This window comes from Pararhizobium sp. P1_E7, assembly GCF_056405855.1.
In genome coordinates this window covers 1-18853 of record NZ_JBFUBH010000010.1, presented here as the reverse complement: position 1 = coordinate 18853, position 18853 = coordinate 1, and the positions used below count along the sequence as shown (strand labels likewise).

The following is an 18853-nucleotide window of genomic DNA, read 5'->3' as shown; positions in this document are numbered from 1 at the left end:
TGCGTTGGGGTATCCGCGCTTGGCTCGTTGACGCGGTTGACAACCGGAGTTGACGCCGCGTGACAGATTGACAGAAGGGCGCAGGTGGTCCTGCGAGCCATCGCGCACGACAGCTCTACCCTCGTTGCAGGCGAAAGGGACACTCCCGGATACCTTTTTGGCCTCAAAAACGTAATGTCGGGATAACCTCACGTCCACTCGCGGCACGCGGTGTCGCTGAACTGCGGGTATGTGGTCGGCAATCGGAGGCATGTCCGATTTGGGTCCGATATGAAAAGCTTCTCCACATAGCAGGGAAGTCAGCAGCTACGGCTGAGTTGGCTGCCGAAATCGCGGTGGAGAGGATTAATCGCATGAACGATATAAAATTCACGACGGGACTGTCGGCAGTGGCGGGCGCCCGGGTTGCGTTTCGTGGCACACCTTTCGTCGAGCGGACCGCTCCGCTGAACCAGAACGCTCTTTGGATGCGCTGGGACAGGAACATGGTCGTCGATGCCTATTCTGACATGGTCGAGGAGCTGGCGGCGATCCGCAACAGGGTTGCCATGGGCGACATGTCGCCGCTGTCGAAATACGTGATTGCAGGCCCGGATGCAGAAAAGCTGATGGACACGCTCATTCCGCGCGACATTACGAAGCTCAAGATCGGGCAGATCTACTACGCGCCCTGGTGCGATGAAAACGGCCACGTCGTCGGTGACGGCCTTGTCTTCCGCATGGACGAAACCACGTTCCGCGTGTCCGCCGATCCGGGCTTCACCTGGTGGAAGCAGCATGCCAACGGCCTCGATGTCCAGGTAACAGACATTACCGAGGCCTATGGCATTCTCACGTTGCAGGGACCGCGTTCCCGCGAAGTTCTTCAGGCGGTCACGCAGGCCGGGTTCGAGGAGCTGCCTTTCTCCCGTCTTGCCGTCGTCACGATCGCCGGCAGGCAAGTGGAGATCCTGCGCCAGGGGTTCACCGGCGAGCACGGCTACGAACTCTGGGTCAAGGCCGAGGACGGTGTCGCCGTTTGGGACGCGGTGCAGGAGGCAGGCAAGCCCCATGGCATTCTTCCCGCAGGCGCCTGGGCACTGGACATTGCCCGGCTCGAAGCCGGTCTGCTGATCGTCGGCTATGACTACACCAGCGCGGGGCCGGATGACGGCGGTGCGGGTATCCAGGCCGCCGGAAAATACCGGGCTTCTCCCTTCGATCTTGGCCTTGGACGGTTGATCGACCTCAAGAAGGGCGATTTCCTTGGCAAGGCAGCGCTTGAGCGCATGTCGAGCACGGGTGACCACCGCCAGCTTGTCGGGCTCGACATCGACTGGTCGCAGGCGGCCGGCGGCGCCGGTCTCGAGGGCGGCACGCCAGGCAATCTTCGTCGGGTACGCTGGTATCCGGTACAGGTGTTCCACGGTTCCGCGGAAGTTGGCCATGCCAGCAGCGTCGCCTGGGCGCCGTCAATCGGCAAGATGATCGGCTTTGGCCATTTGCGCCGCGATGTCGCCGAAACCGGAACGCAGCTAACCCTGCGCTGGAACAAGGACGGCACGACGATCGACGTCGGTGCGCGCATTGTCGATCTGCCTTTCCTGTCGCTCCGGCGCGCGGCAAACGGCTAAGACGTTGTTCCTGACGATGGCGCTCCCGTCGTCGCATTCCCCCAAATAATGCACCGGGCGGTCTGTCCGCCCGGTCGATCCGGAGTGTTGAACGCCGCCAGCGATGGCGACGAACGGCCCAGGCATGTCTATCGAACCCCAGGGAAGACCATGACAAAAACCAGCGAAACTCTCGTCGACGGGCCGGTCTTGTCCACCTGGACTGCCCACGCCGATGCGTCGATCGAGCTTGCTCCTGAGCAGGTACGCAATTTTTCGCCGCGAGCCGAACATTTTCCCCGCGGCTCGCGCGTCTTCCTGACCCATCTTACCGGCAAGCCGGAGGCGCTACAGGTCGAAGCGGCCCTGCGCATACAGGAAATGGGTTATGTCGCCGTGCCTCACTTTGGCGCACGCAACTTCAAGACCGAGAAAGACTTTGTCGAGCTCATCTCTGCCCACAGCCGCAACGGTATCACCGAAGCGCTGTTTCTGGGTGGCAATCCGCCGCTGTTCGCGGGGCCGATGGGCGAGTCGGCGCAACTCCTTGCCCATCCGGTGCTGAAAGACAGCACGATCAAGACGGCCTTCGTCGCCGGCTATCCCGAGGGGCATCCCAACATCGCCGAAATCGGTCTGAAGGACGCGTTGAGACGCAAGGTCGATATTTGCAGAGATCGCTCGCTCGAAATCCGTGTCGCTTCACAGTTCGCTTTTGACGGAAGGATGATCGGCGCTTGGGCGGAGAGCCTGCATAGGGAGTATCCGGGGCTTGCTGTCCATGTCGGGTTGGCCGGTGTCACCAGCCTGACCAAGCTCATCCGGTTTTCCATGATGTGCGGGGTTGGGCCGTCGATCGCTGCACTAAGGCGTTCTGCAAGCGGCCTCTTCAATATCATCGCCGATCGCAATCCCGCCGAGGTTCTCGAGGCGATGGCTGCCAGTTACCCCGAACCCACAGCGCCTGTGCACCTTCATTTCTTCCCGTTTGGCGGATGGGAGAAGACGCTGTCCTGGTTTGGGGATTATCAGGAGGCGCGCGGGCAGCGGGCGATCGACCGATGAACTGCGCGGCGACGATGCAATCCTTCGTGCTGACGCTTTCCTGCGCCGATCGTGCCGGTATCGTAGCGGCGGTGACGACGCAGCTCGCCAGCCTCGGCACCAATATTACCGAGAGCAACCAGCATTGGGACAGGGCTTCGAACAGCTTTTTCATGCGCATCGCCTTTTCGGTCCCCGCCTGGGCGTCGAAAGCCTCGCTTGAAAAGGGGTTGAGGCCGGTGATGGAGCAGTTCGGCATACAGAGCGCACTGTTTGATCGCGGCCAACGGCCGAAGATGGTGATCATGGTCTCCAAGTTCGACCATGCCCTGCTGCACCTTTTGTATCAGATCCGTGTCGGGTGGCTCGACGCCGAGGTCGTGGCAATCATCTCCAACCACGAGGATAGCCGGGAAACGGCCGAGTGGGCTGGTGTTCCCTATTACGTCCTGCCGGTGACGAAGGAGAACAAAGCCGAGCAGGAGGAGAGAATTCTGACCGTCGTCGAAAACACCGGCGCCGATCTCGTCGTCCTTGCGCGCTACATGCAGGTTTTCTCGGACAATCTGGCCGGGCGATTGTTCGGCAAGGTCATCAATATCCACCACTCGTTTCTGCCGAGCTTCAAGGGTGCGCGGCCCTATCACCAGGCCCACGAACACGGCGTCAAGCTGATCGGAGCCACGGCGCACTATGTCACCGCCGATCTGGACGAAGGGCCAATCATCGAACAGGAAGCCGAGCGGGTGACGCATGCCATGGGCGTCGAAGACTTCGTCGCCGCGGGCCGCGATATCGAAAGCCGCGTGCTTGCGCGTGCCGTCAAGCGGCATGTCGAGGGTCGCGTGATGCTCAACGGACGAAAGACGGTCGTATTCGCGTAGACGCGGCATCGATCGAAGACAGTGAAGCCAAGCTCGCCCGGCCATGGGGGCATAGACGGGAGACGATCACCGATCGTCGTGCATCGTCGCATCACCTGGGAGGAATACGTGATGAAGAATGGAACTACGCATCTTTTTGTGCCCGGTCCGACCAATATCCCCGACGCGGTGCGCCGGGCCATGAACGTGCCGATGCAGGACATGCGCGCGCCGGACTTCCCGGAACTCGTGCTGCCGCTGTTTTCGGATCTGAAGCGGATATTCAAGACCGAGACCGGCACCGTCTTCATCTTTCCTGGTTCGGGCACAGGCGCCTGGGAATCGGCTATTTCCAACACGCTCAACCGCGGCGATCGGGTGTTGATGTCGCGCTTCGGGCAATTCTCGCATCTCTGGGTCGACATGGCCCAGCGGCTCGGCCTCAACGTCGACTGTATCGACGCAGAATGGGGCGAGGGTGTGCCGGTCGAGGAATATCAGCGGCGTTTGAGCGCCGACAAGGATGGTCAGATCAAGGCGGTTTTCGTCACGCACAACGAGACTGCGACGGGCGTTACATCTGACGTCGCCGGTGTGCGCGCGGCTCTGGATAACGCTGGTCACGGCGCGTTGCTCTTCGTCGACGGCGTCAGTTCGATCGGGTCGATCGACTTCCGCATGGACGAATGGAGCGTTGACCTTGCCATCACCGGTTCGCAGAAGGGGCTGATGCTGCCGGCGGGGCTCGGCATCCTGGCTGTCAGCGAAAAGGCGCTGGACGCGCACAGGCATTCGCGCATGGAACGCTGCTACTTCAGTTTCGAGGACATGAAGGCGCCTTCTGCGACTGGCTACTTTCCTTACACACCACCGACCCAGTTGTTGCTGGGCCTCAGGGCATCGCTCGATCTCATCTTCGCCGAGGGGCTGGAAACGGTGATCGCGCGCCACCGTCGTCTCGCCGAGGGTGTTCGCCGGGGGGTGCATGCCTGGGGGCTGAGGCTCTGCGCCAGGGAAGATAAATGGTGGTCCGACACGGTTTCGGCAATCGTTGTTCCCGATGATGTCGATGCGCGGCATGTCATCGCCAACGGCTACTCCAGATATCGAACGTCGTTCGGTGCCGGGCTCAGCAAGGTTGCGGGCCGGGTCTTCCGGATCGGGCATCTCGGCGATCTCAACGAGGTCATGTGCCTGTCGGCGCTCGCTGCGGCGGAAATGTCCCTTCGTGATGCCGGCGCGCGGATCGAAGCTGGCTCGGGTGTTGCCGCAGCACAGGAATGGTACCGGGCCGAAATCACGCGGAGCGCCCAGCCGCACCGTGAACGTGCGGCATGAGGAGGGAACAGATGACAAAGCCCAAGGTAATTGTAACGCGGCGCTGGCCGCGCGAAGTCGAAGCCCGCCTCGCGGCCGAATTCAGCGTGACCTTCAATGAGGCGGACCGGCCCTTAGGGCAAAAGGAGCTTCGAGAGGCTTTGCTTGAGGCCGATGCCGTGCTGCCGACAGTGACGGATCGGCTGGGTGCCGATCTTTTCGAGGGGGGCGTCCGGGCGAAAATACTCGGCAATTTCGGTGTAGGCTTCAATCATATCGACATCGAGGCGGCACGCTTGGGGGGGCTGGTCGTGACGAATACCCCGGCGGTGCTGACTGATGCCACGGCCGATCTTGCCATGACGCTGCTCCTGATGTGTGCCCGTCGTGCCGGAGAGGGCGAAAGGGAGGTGCGATCTGGCGGATGGACCGGCTGGCGGCCGACGCATCTCTGCGGCACCCAGGTCACCGGCAAGACCATCGGGATCATCGGAATGGGCCGTATCGGCCAGGCAATGGCACGGCGCTGTCATTTCGGGTTCGGGATGGACGTGGTCTTCTTCGACAGCTATCCGGTTGCAGATCCCGGCATGCGGGCTCGACAAATGGCCACCGTGGAAGACGTCCTGGCCGCTGCAGATTTCGTGTCGCTGCATTGCCCGGGAGGTGGTGAGAATTACAACCTGATCAATCAGCAACGCCTTGCCTGCATGAAACCGTCGGCATTCCTCATCAACACGGCACGGGGCGATGTCGTCGACGAAGAGGCGCTGGTACAGGCGCTTGACAAGGGGGTGCTCGCGGGCGCCGGACTGGACGTGTTCAAGACAGAACCGGCGGTGCCCACCACGCTGACGGGACGTCAGGACGTCGTGCTGTTGCCGCATCTTGGAAGCGCGACCAGCGAGACGCGCGTCGCCATGGGCATGCGGGTGATCGACAATCTCCTGGCGTTCTTTGACGGACGCCGACCGCCGGATGCGGTGAATTGAGATTCCCGACTCTGCAATTGAACTTCAATCGATATGCGGCGCGCGACTTCGGATCGAAGGCTGCCGTTTGCCAGGAGGCCAGAACAATGTCCGGTTTTTTTCAACGCGATCTCCAGCGCCATGACACTCTTGTCGCCGATGCGATTGCACGGGAAATGGCGCGCCAGAGGACCGAGATCGAATTGATCGCCTCGGAAAACATCGTCTCGCCCGCAGTGCTTGCGGCGCAGGGCTCGGTGATGACCAACAAATATGCCGAAGGGTATCCGGGGCACCGCTACTACGGCGGCTGTCAGTATGTCGATCAGGTCGAAGCGGCGGCGATCGAGCGTGCGAAGCATTTGTTCGATGCGGCCTTCGTCAATGTCCAGCCGCATTCCGGCGCGCAGGCAAACGGCGCGGTGATGCTTGCGCTCCTGAAGCCCGGCGATACGTTCATGGGGCTGTCACTCGCAGCAGGCGGACACCTCACCCATGGCGCCAGACCGACCTTGTCGGGGAAATGGTTCAACGCCGTTCAATACGGAGTGAATCAAAGCGACTGCCTTATCGATTATGACGAACTGGAAGCCAAAGCGCGGGAAGCGCAGCCGAAACTGATCATAGCCGGGGGCTCTGCCTATCCCCGGATCATCGATTTCAAGCGCATCCGGTCGATCGCCGACTCCGTTGGCGCGCTGATGATGGTGGACATGGCGCATTTCGCTGGTCTGGTTGCCGGTGGTGTGCATCCCAATCCAGTCGATATCGCCGACATCGTCACCACGACCACACACAAGACGCTGCGCGGCCCTCGCGGCGGCATGATCCTGACCAATAACCAGGACATTGCCAAGAAGGTGAACTCGGCCGTGTTTCCCGGCCTGCAGGGTGGGCCGCTGATGCATGTCATCGCCGCCAAGGCGGTTGCCTTGGGAGAAGCGCTCGAGGATGGTTTCAAGGACTATGCACGGCAGATGGTGATCAACGCCCGCACGCTTGCCGCAACTCTTGTCGAGCGCGGCTTCGATATCGTCTCCGGCGGAACCGATACGCATCTGCTTCTGGTCGATCTGCGCGGCAAGGGAATATCCGGCAAGGATGCGGAGGAGGCGCTTGGGCGAGCAGGGCTGACCTGCAACAAGAACGGCATTCCCTTCGACCCGGCGCCTCCGGCAATCACTTCGGGCATTCGTCTCGGTACGCCGGCGGCCACGACCCGGGGATTCCGCGAGGCGGAGTTCGTTCAGGTGGGCGCTCTGATAGCCGACGTACTGGATGCCGTTGGCACTGACAGCAGTAGTGAACAGGAAAGGGCGGCCCGGATGTCGGTCAAGGCGTTGTGCGCCGCCTTCCCGATTTATTGATTGCGAGAACCGCGCGCGGGGCGCGGCACCGGCAGGGACTTGCATCGGTAAGTCTTTGCTCGGATGATTGCTTGTGAAGCGAGGGGCGCGCGCCTCGTGAGGTTCGCCGCGCCCAGAATTGGAAGTGCCAAGATGCGCCTACCCCCCATCGACCTCGGCCGTGAAAATACGTTTGGCGAAATAACGTATGAAAATGGCGGCCAGTACGGGCCGATAAAAGGCGACTACCTCGCATTCATGATCGTCCACATTGGGGCCGTTAATATCGAGGCGGATACGGTAGTCACCTCGCTGGAGGCGGGGCAGTGCGCACTCTCGCTCACACGCGAACAATATATCTGTACGGCAGAGCCTGGAATCTTGACGCATGTGAGCTGGTGCGACAGTCGGCCGGAGAATGCATCCTGGTTGTTCCAGGAGCGCCAGAATATCGCTGCAAGCACAGAGACGTCGCATCAGATTGAAACTATTGCGCAGTTGGGTGTCGATCTCGGCCTTGGCGACCAAGGTAGCCGCGGCGGGCTTCGCGAGGCTCTCACGAATGCTCTGCTCAATGCCTACATCTATGAAGCGGAGGTTGTTGCGGCCGAGCGACCGATCCCCCAGACCATCCTTCAGGCACGCCGATTTCTCGATGAGAACTTTGCCGCCGACATTTCGATCGAGAAGGTGGCGCGGCAAGTGCGCGTCAGCCCTCAATACCTTGTGTCGGCGTTCAAAAAACATCTCGGTGTAACGCCGGCGAGATACCTATGGCGCTGCCGGCTCGACTATGGCGCACATCTGCTGCAGCGGTCCGGTTTGACCGTCAGCGAGATCGCCTATCAGGTAGGCTACAAGAACCCGTACCATTTTTCCCGTCAGGTGAAGCTTGCTTTCGACTGCTCGCCGACGGAATTGCGCGAACAGAAGCGCGAGGGCTAGGCGAGTAAGCCAGATGAACTGGCGGTATGTCTTCTCCAAAGACAGGCATGGTTATTTACCTGTCACACCATGACAATCAGGTGAAACGCAATGCAGCTTGAGCTGAAATGGCAATCAACCATGTTCACACATTGCTTGCATCTCGACAGACGCACCATAGCCCGCCGATCGCCTGCGTTTGCGCGCAATCCGGTCGCGAGCCAATCATTTGGATGGCATGATGGAAAACCTTTCTCATATTGATCACATCGCGCGCGACGAATGGCACGTCGTTGCGTCCCTGCAAGAGCTCCCGACGGGAGGCATGCTCTCGACCGCCTTGCTTGGCGAGCGGATACTGGTGGGGCGCGATGGTGACCAACTCGGCGCATGGCGCGAGCATAAGGGCGAGAAAGGACCTGCAGTCCCCGGCGAGCAACTGCGAACGATTCAACGGTTCGGTTATATCTGGGCAACGCTGGGCAATCCGTCGCACGACCTTTTCGAGATTGTTGAATTCGACGAGCCGGACAGAAACTACGTGATTCAGGGCGTAACACGGGTCGGCGTTTCCGCGCCGCGTGCTGTCGAAAACTTCCTCGACATGGGACATTTCCCGTTCGTCCATACCGGCATTCTGGGCGAGGAGCCGCACACTGAAGTGAAACCCTACAAGGTGGATGTCTATTCCGAGCCGCCGGAGATACTGATCACCGAATGTGAATTTTACCAGCCGCAGGCCAATGCCGATTCGTCCACGGGCGCCGATACCGAGTATATCTACCGAATTCCACATCCGTTCTGCGCTGTTCTCTACAAGACAGGATCGACTCATCGCGATCGCCGTGACGTCATCGCTCTCTTCGGCCAGCCGGTCGACGAGGACTGCGTGCTCGTGCACATCGTCATCTGTCTCGCTACCGAGATCAATGATCTGGCCGCGATGCGAAAGTTTCATCAAACCATCCTTGGCCAGGACAAGCCGATCCTGGAAAACCAGGTGCCCAAGCGCCTGCCGCTGGATTCACGCTCGGAGGTTCCGATCCGAGCCGACGCGGCCTCGGCAGCCTACCGCCGCTGGCTGAAAGAGCGAGGCCTTCGCTATGGGGTCGTGGTCGGAGCATCGGGGCGGGCGGCATGATCAACATCTGCGGCCAGATTAATTGGAGATATGCAGCGCCAATATAGCAGCCATTGTTGCCAGGCTTGGTTCATGAAAGCCTTGGCAGCAGATTGGATACCTCAAGTCAGCGACGAAAAATCAAAAGGGGACGTCGTTGGAGTGAATATCCGGTTGGTCCTTAACCGCCTGGCTCGACATGTGAATCGGGCATTGCGGCAACCAGCCCCAAACCGAAACTGAGAGGAAACTGATATGGTAACGACCTTCACACGGCGCACCGCGCTGCTCGGCGCGGCAGGTGCATTGTTCTTGTCGCGTATCGCGCCATCACTGGCTGCCGAAGCCCAAAAGCTCAAAATTGCGATCATCATGGAGAGCAACCTCGACGTCGGCTGGTCCTCAACGCTTGTGGACTCGCTGACAAAGATTAAAGGCACTCTGCCCGAAGGCATCGATCTTTCCTGGGAACATACCGACCCGCTGTGGGGCGACGACGCCGAAAACGCAATGCGCTTCTACGCCGAGAGCGGTGAATACGACATCATCTGGTGCCATGGCCGTTATTCGGACCAGGTCATGAAACTCAACGCCGAATTCCCCGATGTCATGTTTGTGGTAACCGGCTCGGGCAACCTGCCGGTCGGTGCCAACCAGTACTGGCTTTACAAGCGGCTGCACGAGCCGTCCTATCTGCTCGGGATGCTGGCCGGTCGCACCACCAAATCAGGTGTCATTGGTCTCGTCGGAACCTTCGCTGCGGATGACGTCAACGATCAGATCAACGCCTTTTTCGACGGCGCACGTGCCGTGCGGCCCGATGTGAAGCACCGGCTCTCCTTCATCGGATCGTGGTCCGACAATGCCCTGGCCGCCGAACATGCCAATGTCCAGATCGCCTCGGGCGCCGACGTCGTGTTCATGCTGACCGATAATTTCAAGCCTTGCCAGGAGCACAAGATCATGTGCTTCGCCAATATCAACGACCAGAACAAGAATGCGCCCGACGCAATCGCCTCCAGCGCCATCATCGACTGGCAGCCGGATATCAAGTGGCTCGTCGACGAATGGCTGAAACACAAGGCAGGCACTGCCTACAACGGCAACGCCGAACCCAAGTGGTTTTCGATGGCGCAGGGCGGGGTCGATATCGCCCCCTATCATGAGTTCGATACGAAACTACCGAACGCCGTGAAGGAAGAGCTTGCGGCAATGCGCCAGAAGATCATTGCGGGGGAATTCGTCGTTCCCTTGAACACGGCCGAAGTGAAATAAGACAAACCGAACAGGCGGCCTGGTACGATCAAATGGAAAATCTGCTCAGCGTTCAAAATCTCACGAAGCGATTTGGCCCTGTCACGGCCAATGACGGCGTCAATCTGGAGGTCCGGAAGGGCGAAATTCACTGTCTCTTCGGTGAGAATGGCGCAGGAAAATCGACACTCTCGTCCTGCCTCTACGGTTACTATCGGGCCGACAGTGGTGTCATTCGGTTCAAGGGCGAAGTGGCGGAGCTGAATTCTCCGGCCGATGCGCTTCGTTTGGGGATAGGCATGGTGCACCAGCATTTCGTGCTGGTTTCCAACTTCACCGTCCTTGAGAATATCATCGTCGGCAGTGCCGAAGCCGGCCTGTTCCTTACGAAATCCGATGCCCGCCGGAAGATCGGCGAGCTCTGCGAAAACTGCGGCATCCGGATCGACCTCGACCGGGAAATCTGGGAGCTCTCGGTCGGTGAGCAACAATGGGTCGAGATCCTGAAGGCCCTGTATTTCGGTGCGGAACTCCTCATTCTCGACGAGCCGACGGCAGTCCTCACTCCACAGCAATCCGACCAGTTGTTCCGGATACTGGATGGTATGCGTAAGCGCGGCCTTTCGATCATTCTGATCAGCCACAAGCTGCGCGAAGTCATGCAGTCGGATCGAGTGACGATTCTGCGCAAGGGCAGGGCCATTGCCACTGTCGAAACGTCTGAAACCACCGCCGAGGCGATCACATCGCTGATGGTCGGCCACAAGGTGAACAAGCATGTGCGGGACAGATCGGTCGAGCCGGCCGGCGAGGTCCTTGCGCTCGATCGGGTCTGCGCGACGGGTAAATGGGGCGAAGACATCCTCAAGGATGTTAGCTTCAGCATCGGCCGCCACGAAATCCTGGGTCTCGCCGGTGTCGCAGGCAATGGCCAGAAGGAACTGTTCGAAACCTTGATGGGTGTGCGTGCCCTGAGTTCCGGCGGCTTTTCTCTCGAAGGGGAGCTCATAACCAAACCGACCTCGCGGGAAATGCTGGACCGAGGCGTCGGTTTCGTTCCGGACGACCGTTTCCTCGAAGGGCTGATACCGGAGTTCGGGACGGCCGAGAACCTGGTCCTCGGATGGCAACGGGCAAGGGAATACTGTCGCGGCCCGTTTCTGGACCGGCGAAAAATGGATGCCCTGGCCCGCCGCAAAATCGAGGAATTCAAGGTGGTGACCGCCTCTGCCGACCTGCCGGTAGAACGGCTGTCGGGTGGCAATGCCCAACGCATCATTCTGGCGCGCGAGTTCCTGCATTCGAGGGGTCTGTTGCTGGCCAACCAGCCGACACGCGGCCTCGACGTCGCCGCCTCGGAATTTGTTTACGAGAAGATCCTCGAAAAGCGCGCCTCTGGTTTCGCCGTTCTGCTCGCGTCCGAGGAATTGGACGATCTCCTGCGCTTGTGTGACCGCATCGCCGTCATCTTCAAGGGCCGGATCATGGGCATAGTGCGGCCCGAGGAAACAACGCTCCTCGAGCTTGGGATGATGATGGCGGGTGACGCCAACGACGTGCAACGGACAGTTCAATGATTTCGATTCAAAGACGCTCGGGCAGCAGCCTGAAATGGAATTTCGCCTGCTTTTCGGCGGCGATCCTCGGTGCCTTCCTGTCATCCGCCGTGCTGCTTGCGCTTTCAGGCGGCGATGCGGTGAAGGCCTTCTCGGCTCTGTTTGCGGGAGCCTTCGGCGGCCAGACTGCGCTCTTCGGTTCGCTCGCGAAGGCGACCCCGCTTTTGCTCGTCGGTCTCGGTACCGTCATCGCCTTCCGGGCGAAGATATGGAATATCGGCCAGGAGGGACAAGTGCTTGCCGGAGCGATGATGGCCTATTGGGCAAGTCTCATGGTGGGCTCCCTGCCGTATTGGCTGGCGCTTAGCGTGATTGCGCTCGCCGGGCTGTTGGGCGGTGGCATCCTTGGCCTGCTGGCGGGATACCTCAAGACGCGTTTCGGCACCAACGAGGTCATCTCGACGGTCATGCTGAACTATATCGTCATTTTCTTCCTTGCCTATCTGCTGGATGGCGGACCTTGGATGGAAGCAGGCGTCACCGTCGCTTATCACCAATCGCCGCCGGTCAATCCGGCACTGGAGTGGCCGGAATTATTCGCCCGGGGTGCCGGCAAACTGCATATCGGCTTTCTCTTCGCTCTTGCAGCCTCGGCCTTCTGCGCAATCCTGATCGACCGGACGTCGCTTGGCTACGATATTCGCGCATTCGGCTCGAACCCGACGGCCTTGCGGTTCCGCGGCACCAATGTCCGCCGGCTGCTGTTGGTCGTGATGCTGCTGTCGGGGGCTCTGGCCGGGCTTGCAGGAGCGGGAGAACTTTTCGGCACATCGCATCGCCTTCGCGCCGAAACACTGCTGGGCATCGGCAGCTCCGGCATCGTCGTCGCCATGGTGGGCGGGCTGCGCCCCAGCGGTGTCATGCTTGCGGCGCTGTTCTTCGGTGCACTCAAAAGCGGCGCCATCTACATGCGGCTGCAAAGCGGAACGCCGGCCGGACTGGTTTCGGCAATGGAGGGGCTGGTCCTGCTCTTTTTCCTCTGTGCCGCGGTCGCGACCAAATTCCAGATTGTCAGGAGCAACGTACATGCTTGAACTCATGCAAGGGCCGCTGCTGATCAGCATTCTGGCCGCAATGGTGCGGATCGCCACGCCTCTTTTGTTCTCGGCGATGGGGGAACTGGTAACCCAACGTGCCGGCATCTGGAATATCTCCGTCGAAGGCACGATGCTGCTAGGGGCGGTGGTGGCCTATGTCGTGGCATCGACCACAGGCTCCCCGTGGTTGGCGCTGCTGGTCGCGGTGTTGGCCTGCGCTCTGATCAGCCTGATCATGTCCTTCGTGACGATCGTTCTGAAAGCCGAGCAGTTCGTCGCCGGTCTGGCATTGAATCTCCTTGCCTCCGGCCTCACCCTGTTCTGGTTCCAGACCTATGTCATCGGCCGCGAGCCACCCAAATTCGCGGGCTTCGAACAGGTGGATATCCCTTTTCTCTCCGATATCCCGATCCTCGGCCCGGTGTTGTTTTCGCAACGTGCGCTGACCTATGTCAGCTTCCTGCTGCCCCCATTGGTCTGGTTCTTCCTCTACCGGACGCGCTATGGATTGGAAATCAGGTGCGTCGGCGAAAACCCGAARGCACTCGATGTAAAAGGACTTGGCGTCGGCCGCCGCCAGTGCCTGGCGATCATGTTCGGCAGCCTGATGTCAGGCCTCGGCGGAGCCTTCCTCATGCTGGGATATTCCGATCGGTTCGTGCCGGATCTGATTGCCGGCCGGGGGTGGCTGGTGGTGGTCGCCATCATCGCAGGCAACTGGATGCCGTTCAGGATCGTCGGCGCGATATTCATCTTCGCTCTTCTCGAGGCGGTCGGTATCCATGCCCAGGTTGTTGGCGTCGCAATCCCCCATCACGTTTTTCTGGTCCTGCCGTATGTTGCTTCGCTCGCTCTGCTTGCCGGACTGCGATCGCGCACGCATCAACCGGTGGCGCTTGGCGTCCCCTATAGCCGCGAATAGCACGATGTGAATTGCCGGCATGCCATGCCGGCGCCTCCGGGACCCGCCGCGCAAGTCTGCCCGGCGGGTTTCCGCATGTGAGGCTTTTGGAGCAGCCTCGTGAAATCGGCACCTGCCGGCCTTTTGTCGTCAGCAGTACCGGTGACGCCGCGTGCGACGCGGCAGATGCTCAGAAAATGCTCACCTTAATTGCGGGCATCCGCGAGGCAATGCGGGACATTTCACCCGGGCTCTTGCTGTGGGACCATCTCTCACGGTTGCGATGCTTCGCTGACCGGGAAGCCAACCTTCCGCGTTGGCGGTAGTGACGGAGAGAACGATATGTCCGCACCCAGTTGCAATGACCGAGTTTTGCTGAACGACTGGCATGTCGTGGCCGATAGCTCGGCGCTCGTGCCAGGCGTGCCTTTCGCAACGCGGCTGATGGGCGTCGATCTGATCGTCACCCGCAGTGGTCTGTACACGACGATCGTGCGCGCCGATACAGGCCAGAGGGTCTGCTCCGAAGGGCGATATGGTTTTATCTGGGCGTGTCTCGGCAAGCCGGAGCGGGATCCTTTCTATGTCAGGGAGTCCGACGAAATCGACCGTCATCTCCTGAGCGGCGGCTCGATTGCGGTCAATGTGTCCGGCCTTCGTCTCGTCGAGAACTTTCTCGACATGGGACATTTCCCGTTCGTCCATACCGGATGGCTGGGCGAGGAGCCGCACACCGAAGTGCTGCCCTACAATGTCACGGTCACCGAGGAAGACGAAATTCTCGCGACTGAATGCAAATTTTTTCAGCCGATAGCGTCGCCGACAGCCCAGCAAGGCATGCTGGTCGATTATACCTACAAGGTTATCCGGCCTTACACAGTTGCGCTTTACAAAAGCAATCCAGTCCATCCCACACGCATGGATGTCATTGTGCTCTTCGTTCAGCCGGTCGATGAGGACAACTGCGTCGCGCATTCCTACCTCTGCTACCTCAAGGACGGCATGGAAGCAGCGGCGGTGCGCAGCTTCATGCAGCTGATCTTCGCGCAGGACAAGCCGATCCTCGAGAACCAGGTTCCCAAACGCTTGCCGCTTGATCCGCGTGCCGAAACGCCGATCCGCGCAGATATCGTCTCAATCAAATACCGGCGCTGGTTGGGCGAGCGGGCGGTCACTTATGGTGCGATCCCGTTGCACGTCGCATCAAGTGCCGGCGTCAACGGCCGAATGGAAGGATGAAAATGATGACACAGCAAAAGACCTGCCTGGACCCAGTCATCCTCAATCTCTGGCATCCGCTGGGGGCCGTAGATGAGGTGGCGAGCTGCACTGTGGTCGAGACAGAGCTGCTGGACGAGCGCGTCAGCTTCGCGGTGAGCGAGGAGGGTAAGGTTTTTGTCTGGCGTTCGCGCGCCGGCCTGCGGCCAGGCGACCGGCTCGATCCGTTGGCTGTCGACGATCTTTTACCGGCCCAGAGCGCGTATGGTTATGTCTGGACATCGCTCGGCACTCCGTCAGACGATATTTTCCCGATCCCGGAATATGCCGAAACCGACCGGCGCAAACTCAATGCCGCCACGTTCGGTGTGAACGTCTCGGCGCCGCGCGCCATCGAGAACTTTCTGGACATGGGCCATTTTCCCTATGTCCACACCGACATACTCGGAGTCGAACCGCACACTGAGGTGAAGGAATACGATGTCGAGATTTCCGTCGACCGCGACGAAATCCTGGCGACACGCTGCCGTTTCTATCAGCCGATGGCCTCCATCGCGTCGGACGGCGGCGCGGATGTGGAATACATCTATCGCGTGYCGCACCCCTATTGTTCGGTGCTCTACAAATCGAGCCCGCTCGATGAAACGCGGATGGACGTCATCGCCGTCTTCCTGCAGCCGCTCGGCGAGGAGCGCATTCGTGCGCACATGATGTTGTGCGTTCTGGACGATACGAATGCGGACAAGATCATAAAGCGGTTCCAGCAGACCATATTCGGTCAGGACAAGCCGATCCTGGAGAACCAGTTTCCCAAGCGGTTGCCACTGGATCCACGGGCGGAAACACCGATCCGCGCCGACAAATCCGCCATCGCTTACCGCCGCTGGCTCAGCCAGAAGGGTCTGACCTACGGGGTCATCCCCGTTGCGAATTGAACGTTGCAGTCAATGACGAAACTTGATGAAGAATGGGAGAAGCAGATGTTGAAGGATGTTCGGGGCACATGGCATCCGATTGCCGCCACGACCGACCTGCCGTTGCGCCACGTGTTCCACGGCCAGCTCTACGGCCGGGAGTTCGCGGTCTGGCGCGCTGACGATGGTTACGTCAATATATGGGAGAACCGCTGTCTGCATCGCGGCGTCCGGCTGTCGATCGGGATAAACGACGGCCGCGAGTTGAAGTGCCAGTATCACGGTTGGCGCTATTCGAACCGCACCGCCGGTTGCACCTATATTCCTGCGCATCCGGCCGACGCGCCTGCTCGTACCATCACAAACCGCACGTTTCCGGCGGTCGAGCGATACGGGCTGATATGGTCGTCCGAAGAGGCTGTCGGCGACTTGCCCGAGATCGCCGGCCTTGAAGACAAAAACACAGTCGCTTTGCGCGCCATTCCGGTCAACGCGCCTGCCGAACTGGTCGTCGATGCCCTTCGGGCATATCGGTTCCAGCCCAATGACGCCCTCGAAGGGAACGGCGTGGAAGTTTCCGCGGAGACGGTTTCTGCATCGGCTGTGACACTGCGAGCCCACGACGGGGCGGCGCAAACGTTCGGCATGTTCTTTGTCCAGCCGGTGGATTCCAACCGCTCGGTGATACGAGGCGTGCTGGACGGGTCTTTGGATCCCGTGAAGCGTTCGGCTGTCCTTCGCCATCACAACGAACGGCTGTCGGCGCTGCGCGCCGATATTGAACGCCAGGCGTCGTCGATGCCGGTACCCCCACCGATCGAACCGCTCTTTGAGCCGGTGTCTGAGGAGCTCGCCAGCCTTCCCGAGCTTTCGGCACATGGCCGCAAAGCCGGCATTCGCGTTCAGGTTGGGCGGAAATGGCTGGCAGCAGAAGGAATCATGGCCTTCGAACTCAAACCGATCAAGGGCCTGCTGCCAACCTTCCAGCCGGGAGCGCATATCGACGTTCACATGCCGAACGGCGATATCAGGCAGTATTCGATCGTCAACGGTCCCGGCGAGACGGACTCGTTCACCATCGGTGTCAAGCTCGAGCGCGACTCCAGAGGCGGTTCCAAATGCATGCACGAGACGGTGCGCGAAGGCGACGTTCTGGCAATTTCGGAGCCGCGCAATAATTTTCCTCTGCGAAGAGATGCGTTGAAAACACTCTTTGTTGCCGGCGGAATTGGCATCACGCCGTTGCTGGCAATGGCGCAGACCCTCAAGAACCAGAACCTGGCGCATGAACTGCATTATTTTGCCCAGAACGAAGGTCAGCTCGTCTTTCCAGAGCGGCTGAAGTTGCTCGGCGAAGCGGTCAAGCCTCATCTCGGGCTGTCGCCGGACGACACGGTTGCGCAATTGCGCGCGCTGCTAACGCCGTACCGGCGCGATACGCACCTGTATGTCTGCGGTCCTGGTCCCATGCTGGAGGCCACGCGTTCGGTTGCGGCGGAAGCCGGCTGGCCGGAGGAGGCGGTGCACTTCGAATATTTCAAGAACACCAAGCCGATCGATGACAGCTCGAGTTTCGAGGTGGCACTGGCGCGCTCTTGCCTGACGTTGAAGGTGCCGGCGGGGAAAACAATTCTGGAAGTCATGCGGGAAGCAGGAATCGATATGCCGTCGTCCTGCGAGCAGGGGGCCTGCGGTACCTGCTTGGCGACGGTGATCGAGGGAGAGCCAGATCATCAGGACGTCTATCTCAGTGCTTCCGAACGAGCATCGGGAACGAAGATCATGACCTGCGTTTCGCGCGCCAAGTCCGCTCGCCTCGTGCTTGATATCTAAGGAACGGAATGATGATTACGCTCTACGACTATGAACTGTCCGGGAACTGCTACAAGCTTCGCTTGCTGATGAGTTTTCTCGGGATTGACCACAAAATCGTGCCGGTCGATTTCTACCCCGGCCGCGAACACAAGTCGGACTGGTTTCTGAAGCTCAATCCTCTTGGCCAATTGCCGGTCCTCGAGGACGACGGCCTTGTGCTGCGTGACGCCCAGGCGATCCTCGTATATCTCGCCTCCAGATACGATACATCCAAGAGCTGGTATCCGCATGACAACGCGGCTCTGCTCGGAGAGATCAGCCAATGGCTGGCCTTCGCCGACGGTATCACCGGCACGGCCTCGGCCGCACGCCTGCATGATGCACTGTTCTACGACTTCGACATCGAGGCAGCGCGGGCCGGTGCGCACAGGCTTTTCCGCGTCCTCGACGAGCATTTGTGGTTCGGCGAGCAGGAAGGGCGCGACTGGATCTGTTCGGCTCCGCACCCCACTCTCGCCGACATCGCCTGCTTTCCTTATGTGATGTTGTCGGAAGAAGGCGGCATTTCGCGCCAGGACTATCCTGCGATCCGTCGCTGGTGCGATCGCGTGAAGCGTATCAAGGGGTTCATCGTCATGTCGGGGGTCTTCCCGGCAGGGCCGGCCAAGACGGCGTAAACAAGCACAAGCGCTGTTTGCAGACCGCCAATCGCAATTGAAATTTGGAGAACAACCATGGACGTACGCGCCGCCGTTGCCGTGCAGGCTGGCAAGCCACTCGAAATCATGACCGTTCAGCTCGACGGCCCGCGCGCCGGCGAAGTGCTGGTCGAGGTCAAGGCGACCGGCATCTGCCACACCGACGAATTCACCCTGTCGGGCGCCGATCCGGAAGGCCTGTTTCCGGCCATCCTCGGCCATG

Annotated in this window: 17 protein-coding genes; all 17 read left to right on the top strand. The window is 60.2% G+C overall.

All coding sequences use genetic code 11. The annotated features are described in order from the left end of the window. Positions 1-353 precede the first annotated feature (353 nt). Complete coding sequence (locus AC1D17_RS13260; RefSeq protein ID WP_477565864.1) at positions 354-1613, top strand: aminomethyl transferase family protein; 1260 nt, start codon at positions 354-356, stop codon at positions 1611-1613. A gap of 87 nt (positions 1614-1700) precedes the next feature. Continuing rightward, the gene (locus tag AC1D17_RS13255) at positions 1701-2657 is read left to right on the top strand and encodes a methylenetetrahydrofolate reductase (RefSeq protein WP_477565863.1); all 957 of its coding nucleotides are present in this window, start codon (positions 1701-1703) and stop codon (positions 2655-2657) included. Beyond that, positions 2654-3520 carry a formyltetrahydrofolate deformylase gene (gene purU, locus AC1D17_RS13250; protein ID WP_264223994.1) on the top strand — a complete coding sequence of 289 codons (867 nt, stop codon included), beginning with the start codon at positions 2654-2656 and terminating at the stop codon, positions 3518-3520. The genes AC1D17_RS13255 and purU overlap by 4 nt, the downstream gene beginning before the upstream one ends. Positions 3521-3631: 111 nt before the next feature. Continuing rightward, on the top strand, positions 3632-4837 hold the full coding sequence (locus AC1D17_RS13245; protein ID WP_477565862.1) for an aminotransferase class V-fold PLP-dependent enzyme: 1206 nt from the start codon (positions 3632-3634) through the stop codon (positions 4835-4837). Positions 4838-4848: 11 nt separating this feature from the next. Continuing rightward, positions 4849-5808, top strand: a complete 960-nt coding sequence (locus AC1D17_RS13240) for a 2-hydroxyacid dehydrogenase (RefSeq protein ID WP_477565861.1) — start codon at positions 4849-4851, stop codon at positions 5806-5808. Positions 5809-5894: 86 nt separating this feature from the next. Further along, positions 5895-7154 (top strand): serine hydroxymethyltransferase, encoded by a 1260-nt coding sequence (gene glyA, locus AC1D17_RS13235; RefSeq protein ID WP_477565860.1) that lies wholly within the window; start codon positions 5895-5897, stop codon positions 7152-7154. A 132-nt stretch (positions 7155-7286) separates the two neighbouring features. Continuing rightward, the gene (locus tag AC1D17_RS13230; protein ID WP_477565859.1) at positions 7287-8078 is read left to right on the top strand and encodes a helix-turn-helix domain-containing protein; all 792 of its coding nucleotides are present in this window, start codon (positions 7287-7289) and stop codon (positions 8076-8078) included. Positions 8079-8298: 220 nt separating this feature from the next. Further along, positions 8299-9198, top strand: coding sequence for an aromatic ring-hydroxylating dioxygenase subunit alpha (locus tag AC1D17_RS13225; RefSeq protein ID WP_477565858.1), 900 nt, complete (start codon positions 8299-8301; stop codon positions 9196-9198). Between the two features lie 234 nt (positions 9199-9432). Next, positions 9433-10452, top strand: a complete 1020-nt coding sequence (locus tag AC1D17_RS13220) for a BMP family lipoprotein (RefSeq protein ID WP_477565857.1) — start codon at positions 9433-9435, stop codon at positions 10450-10452. A gap of 32 nt (positions 10453-10484) precedes the next feature. Next, entirely contained in the window at positions 10485-12008 is a 1524-nt protein-coding gene (locus tag AC1D17_RS13215; RefSeq protein ID WP_477565856.1) for an ABC transporter ATP-binding protein, read from the top strand. Further along, positions 12005-13081, top strand: coding sequence for an ABC transporter permease (locus tag AC1D17_RS13210; protein WP_477565855.1), 1077 nt, complete (start codon positions 12005-12007; stop codon positions 13079-13081). Before AC1D17_RS13215 ends, AC1D17_RS13210 begins: the two co-directional genes overlap by 4 nt. Beyond that, the gene (locus AC1D17_RS13205; RefSeq protein ID WP_477565854.1) at positions 13074-14006 is read left to right on the top strand and encodes an ABC transporter permease; all 933 of its coding nucleotides are present in this window, start codon (positions 13074-13076) and stop codon (positions 14004-14006) included. Before AC1D17_RS13210 ends, AC1D17_RS13205 begins: the two co-directional genes overlap by 8 nt. 321 nt (positions 14007-14327) lie before the next feature. After that, positions 14328-15224 (top strand): aromatic ring-hydroxylating dioxygenase subunit alpha, encoded by an 897-nt coding sequence (locus tag AC1D17_RS13200; RefSeq protein ID WP_477565853.1) that lies wholly within the window; start codon positions 14328-14330, stop codon positions 15222-15224. A 5-nt stretch (positions 15225-15229) separates the two neighbouring features. Beyond that, complete coding sequence (locus tag AC1D17_RS13195) at positions 15230-16138, top strand: aromatic ring-hydroxylating dioxygenase subunit alpha (protein ID WP_477565852.1); 909 nt, start codon at positions 15230-15232, stop codon at positions 16136-16138. A gap of 45 nt (positions 16139-16183) precedes the next feature. Beyond that, on the top strand, positions 16184-17950 hold the full coding sequence (locus tag AC1D17_RS13190) for a Rieske 2Fe-2S domain-containing protein (protein ID WP_477565851.1): 1767 nt from the start codon (positions 16184-16186) through the stop codon (positions 17948-17950). Between the two features lie 11 nt (positions 17951-17961). Then, positions 17962-18609 carry a glutathione S-transferase family protein gene (locus AC1D17_RS13185; protein WP_477565850.1) on the top strand — a complete coding sequence of 216 codons (648 nt, stop codon included), beginning with the start codon at positions 17962-17964 and terminating at the stop codon, positions 18607-18609. 57 nt (positions 18610-18666) lie between these two features. Beyond that, the coding region (locus AC1D17_RS13180) for an alcohol dehydrogenase catalytic domain-containing protein (protein ID WP_477565849.1) at positions 18667-18853 on the top strand (187 nt) is incomplete at its 3' end.

Bases quoted from the DNA above. Each gene is read 5' to 3' on its own strand.
- AC1D17_RS13260 (WP_477565864.1), top strand. From the start codon at position 354: ATGAACGATATAAAATTCACGACGGGACTGTCGGCAGTGGCGGGCGCC.
- purU (WP_264223994.1), top strand. From the start codon at position 2,654: ATGAACTGCGCGGCGACGATGCAATCCTTCGTGCTGACGCTTTCCTGC.
- AC1D17_RS13245 (WP_477565862.1), top strand. From the start codon at position 3,632: ATGAAGAATGGAACTACGCATCTTTTTGTGCCCGGTCCGACCAATATC.
- AC1D17_RS13240 (WP_477565861.1), top strand. From the start codon at position 4,849: ATGACAAAGCCCAAGGTAATTGTAACGCGGCGCTGGCCGCGCGAAGTC.
- glyA (WP_477565860.1), top strand. From the start codon at position 5,895: ATGTCCGGTTTTTTTCAACGCGATCTCCAGCGCCATGACACTCTTGTC.
- AC1D17_RS13230 (WP_477565859.1), top strand. From the start codon at position 7,287: ATGCGCCTACCCCCCATCGACCTCGGCCGTGAAAATACGTTTGGCGAA.
- AC1D17_RS13225 (WP_477565858.1), top strand. From the start codon at position 8,299: ATGGAAAACCTTTCTCATATTGATCACATCGCGCGCGACGAATGGCAC.
- AC1D17_RS13220 (WP_477565857.1), top strand. From the start codon at position 9,433: ATGGTAACGACCTTCACACGGCGCACCGCGCTGCTCGGCGCGGCAGGT.
- AC1D17_RS13215 (WP_477565856.1), top strand. From the start codon at position 10,485: ATGGAAAATCTGCTCAGCGTTCAAAATCTCACGAAGCGATTTGGCCCT.
- AC1D17_RS13210 (WP_477565855.1), top strand. From the start codon at position 12,005: ATGATTTCGATTCAAAGACGCTCGGGCAGCAGCCTGAAATGGAATTTC.
- AC1D17_RS13200 (WP_477565853.1), top strand. From the start codon at position 14,328: ATGTCCGCACCCAGTTGCAATGACCGAGTTTTGCTGAACGACTGGCAT.
- AC1D17_RS13190 (WP_477565851.1), top strand. From the start codon at position 16,184: ATGTTGAAGGATGTTCGGGGCACATGGCATCCGATTGCCGCCACGACC.
- AC1D17_RS13185 (WP_477565850.1), top strand. From the start codon at position 17,962: ATGATTACGCTCTACGACTATGAACTGTCCGGGAACTGCTACAAGCTT.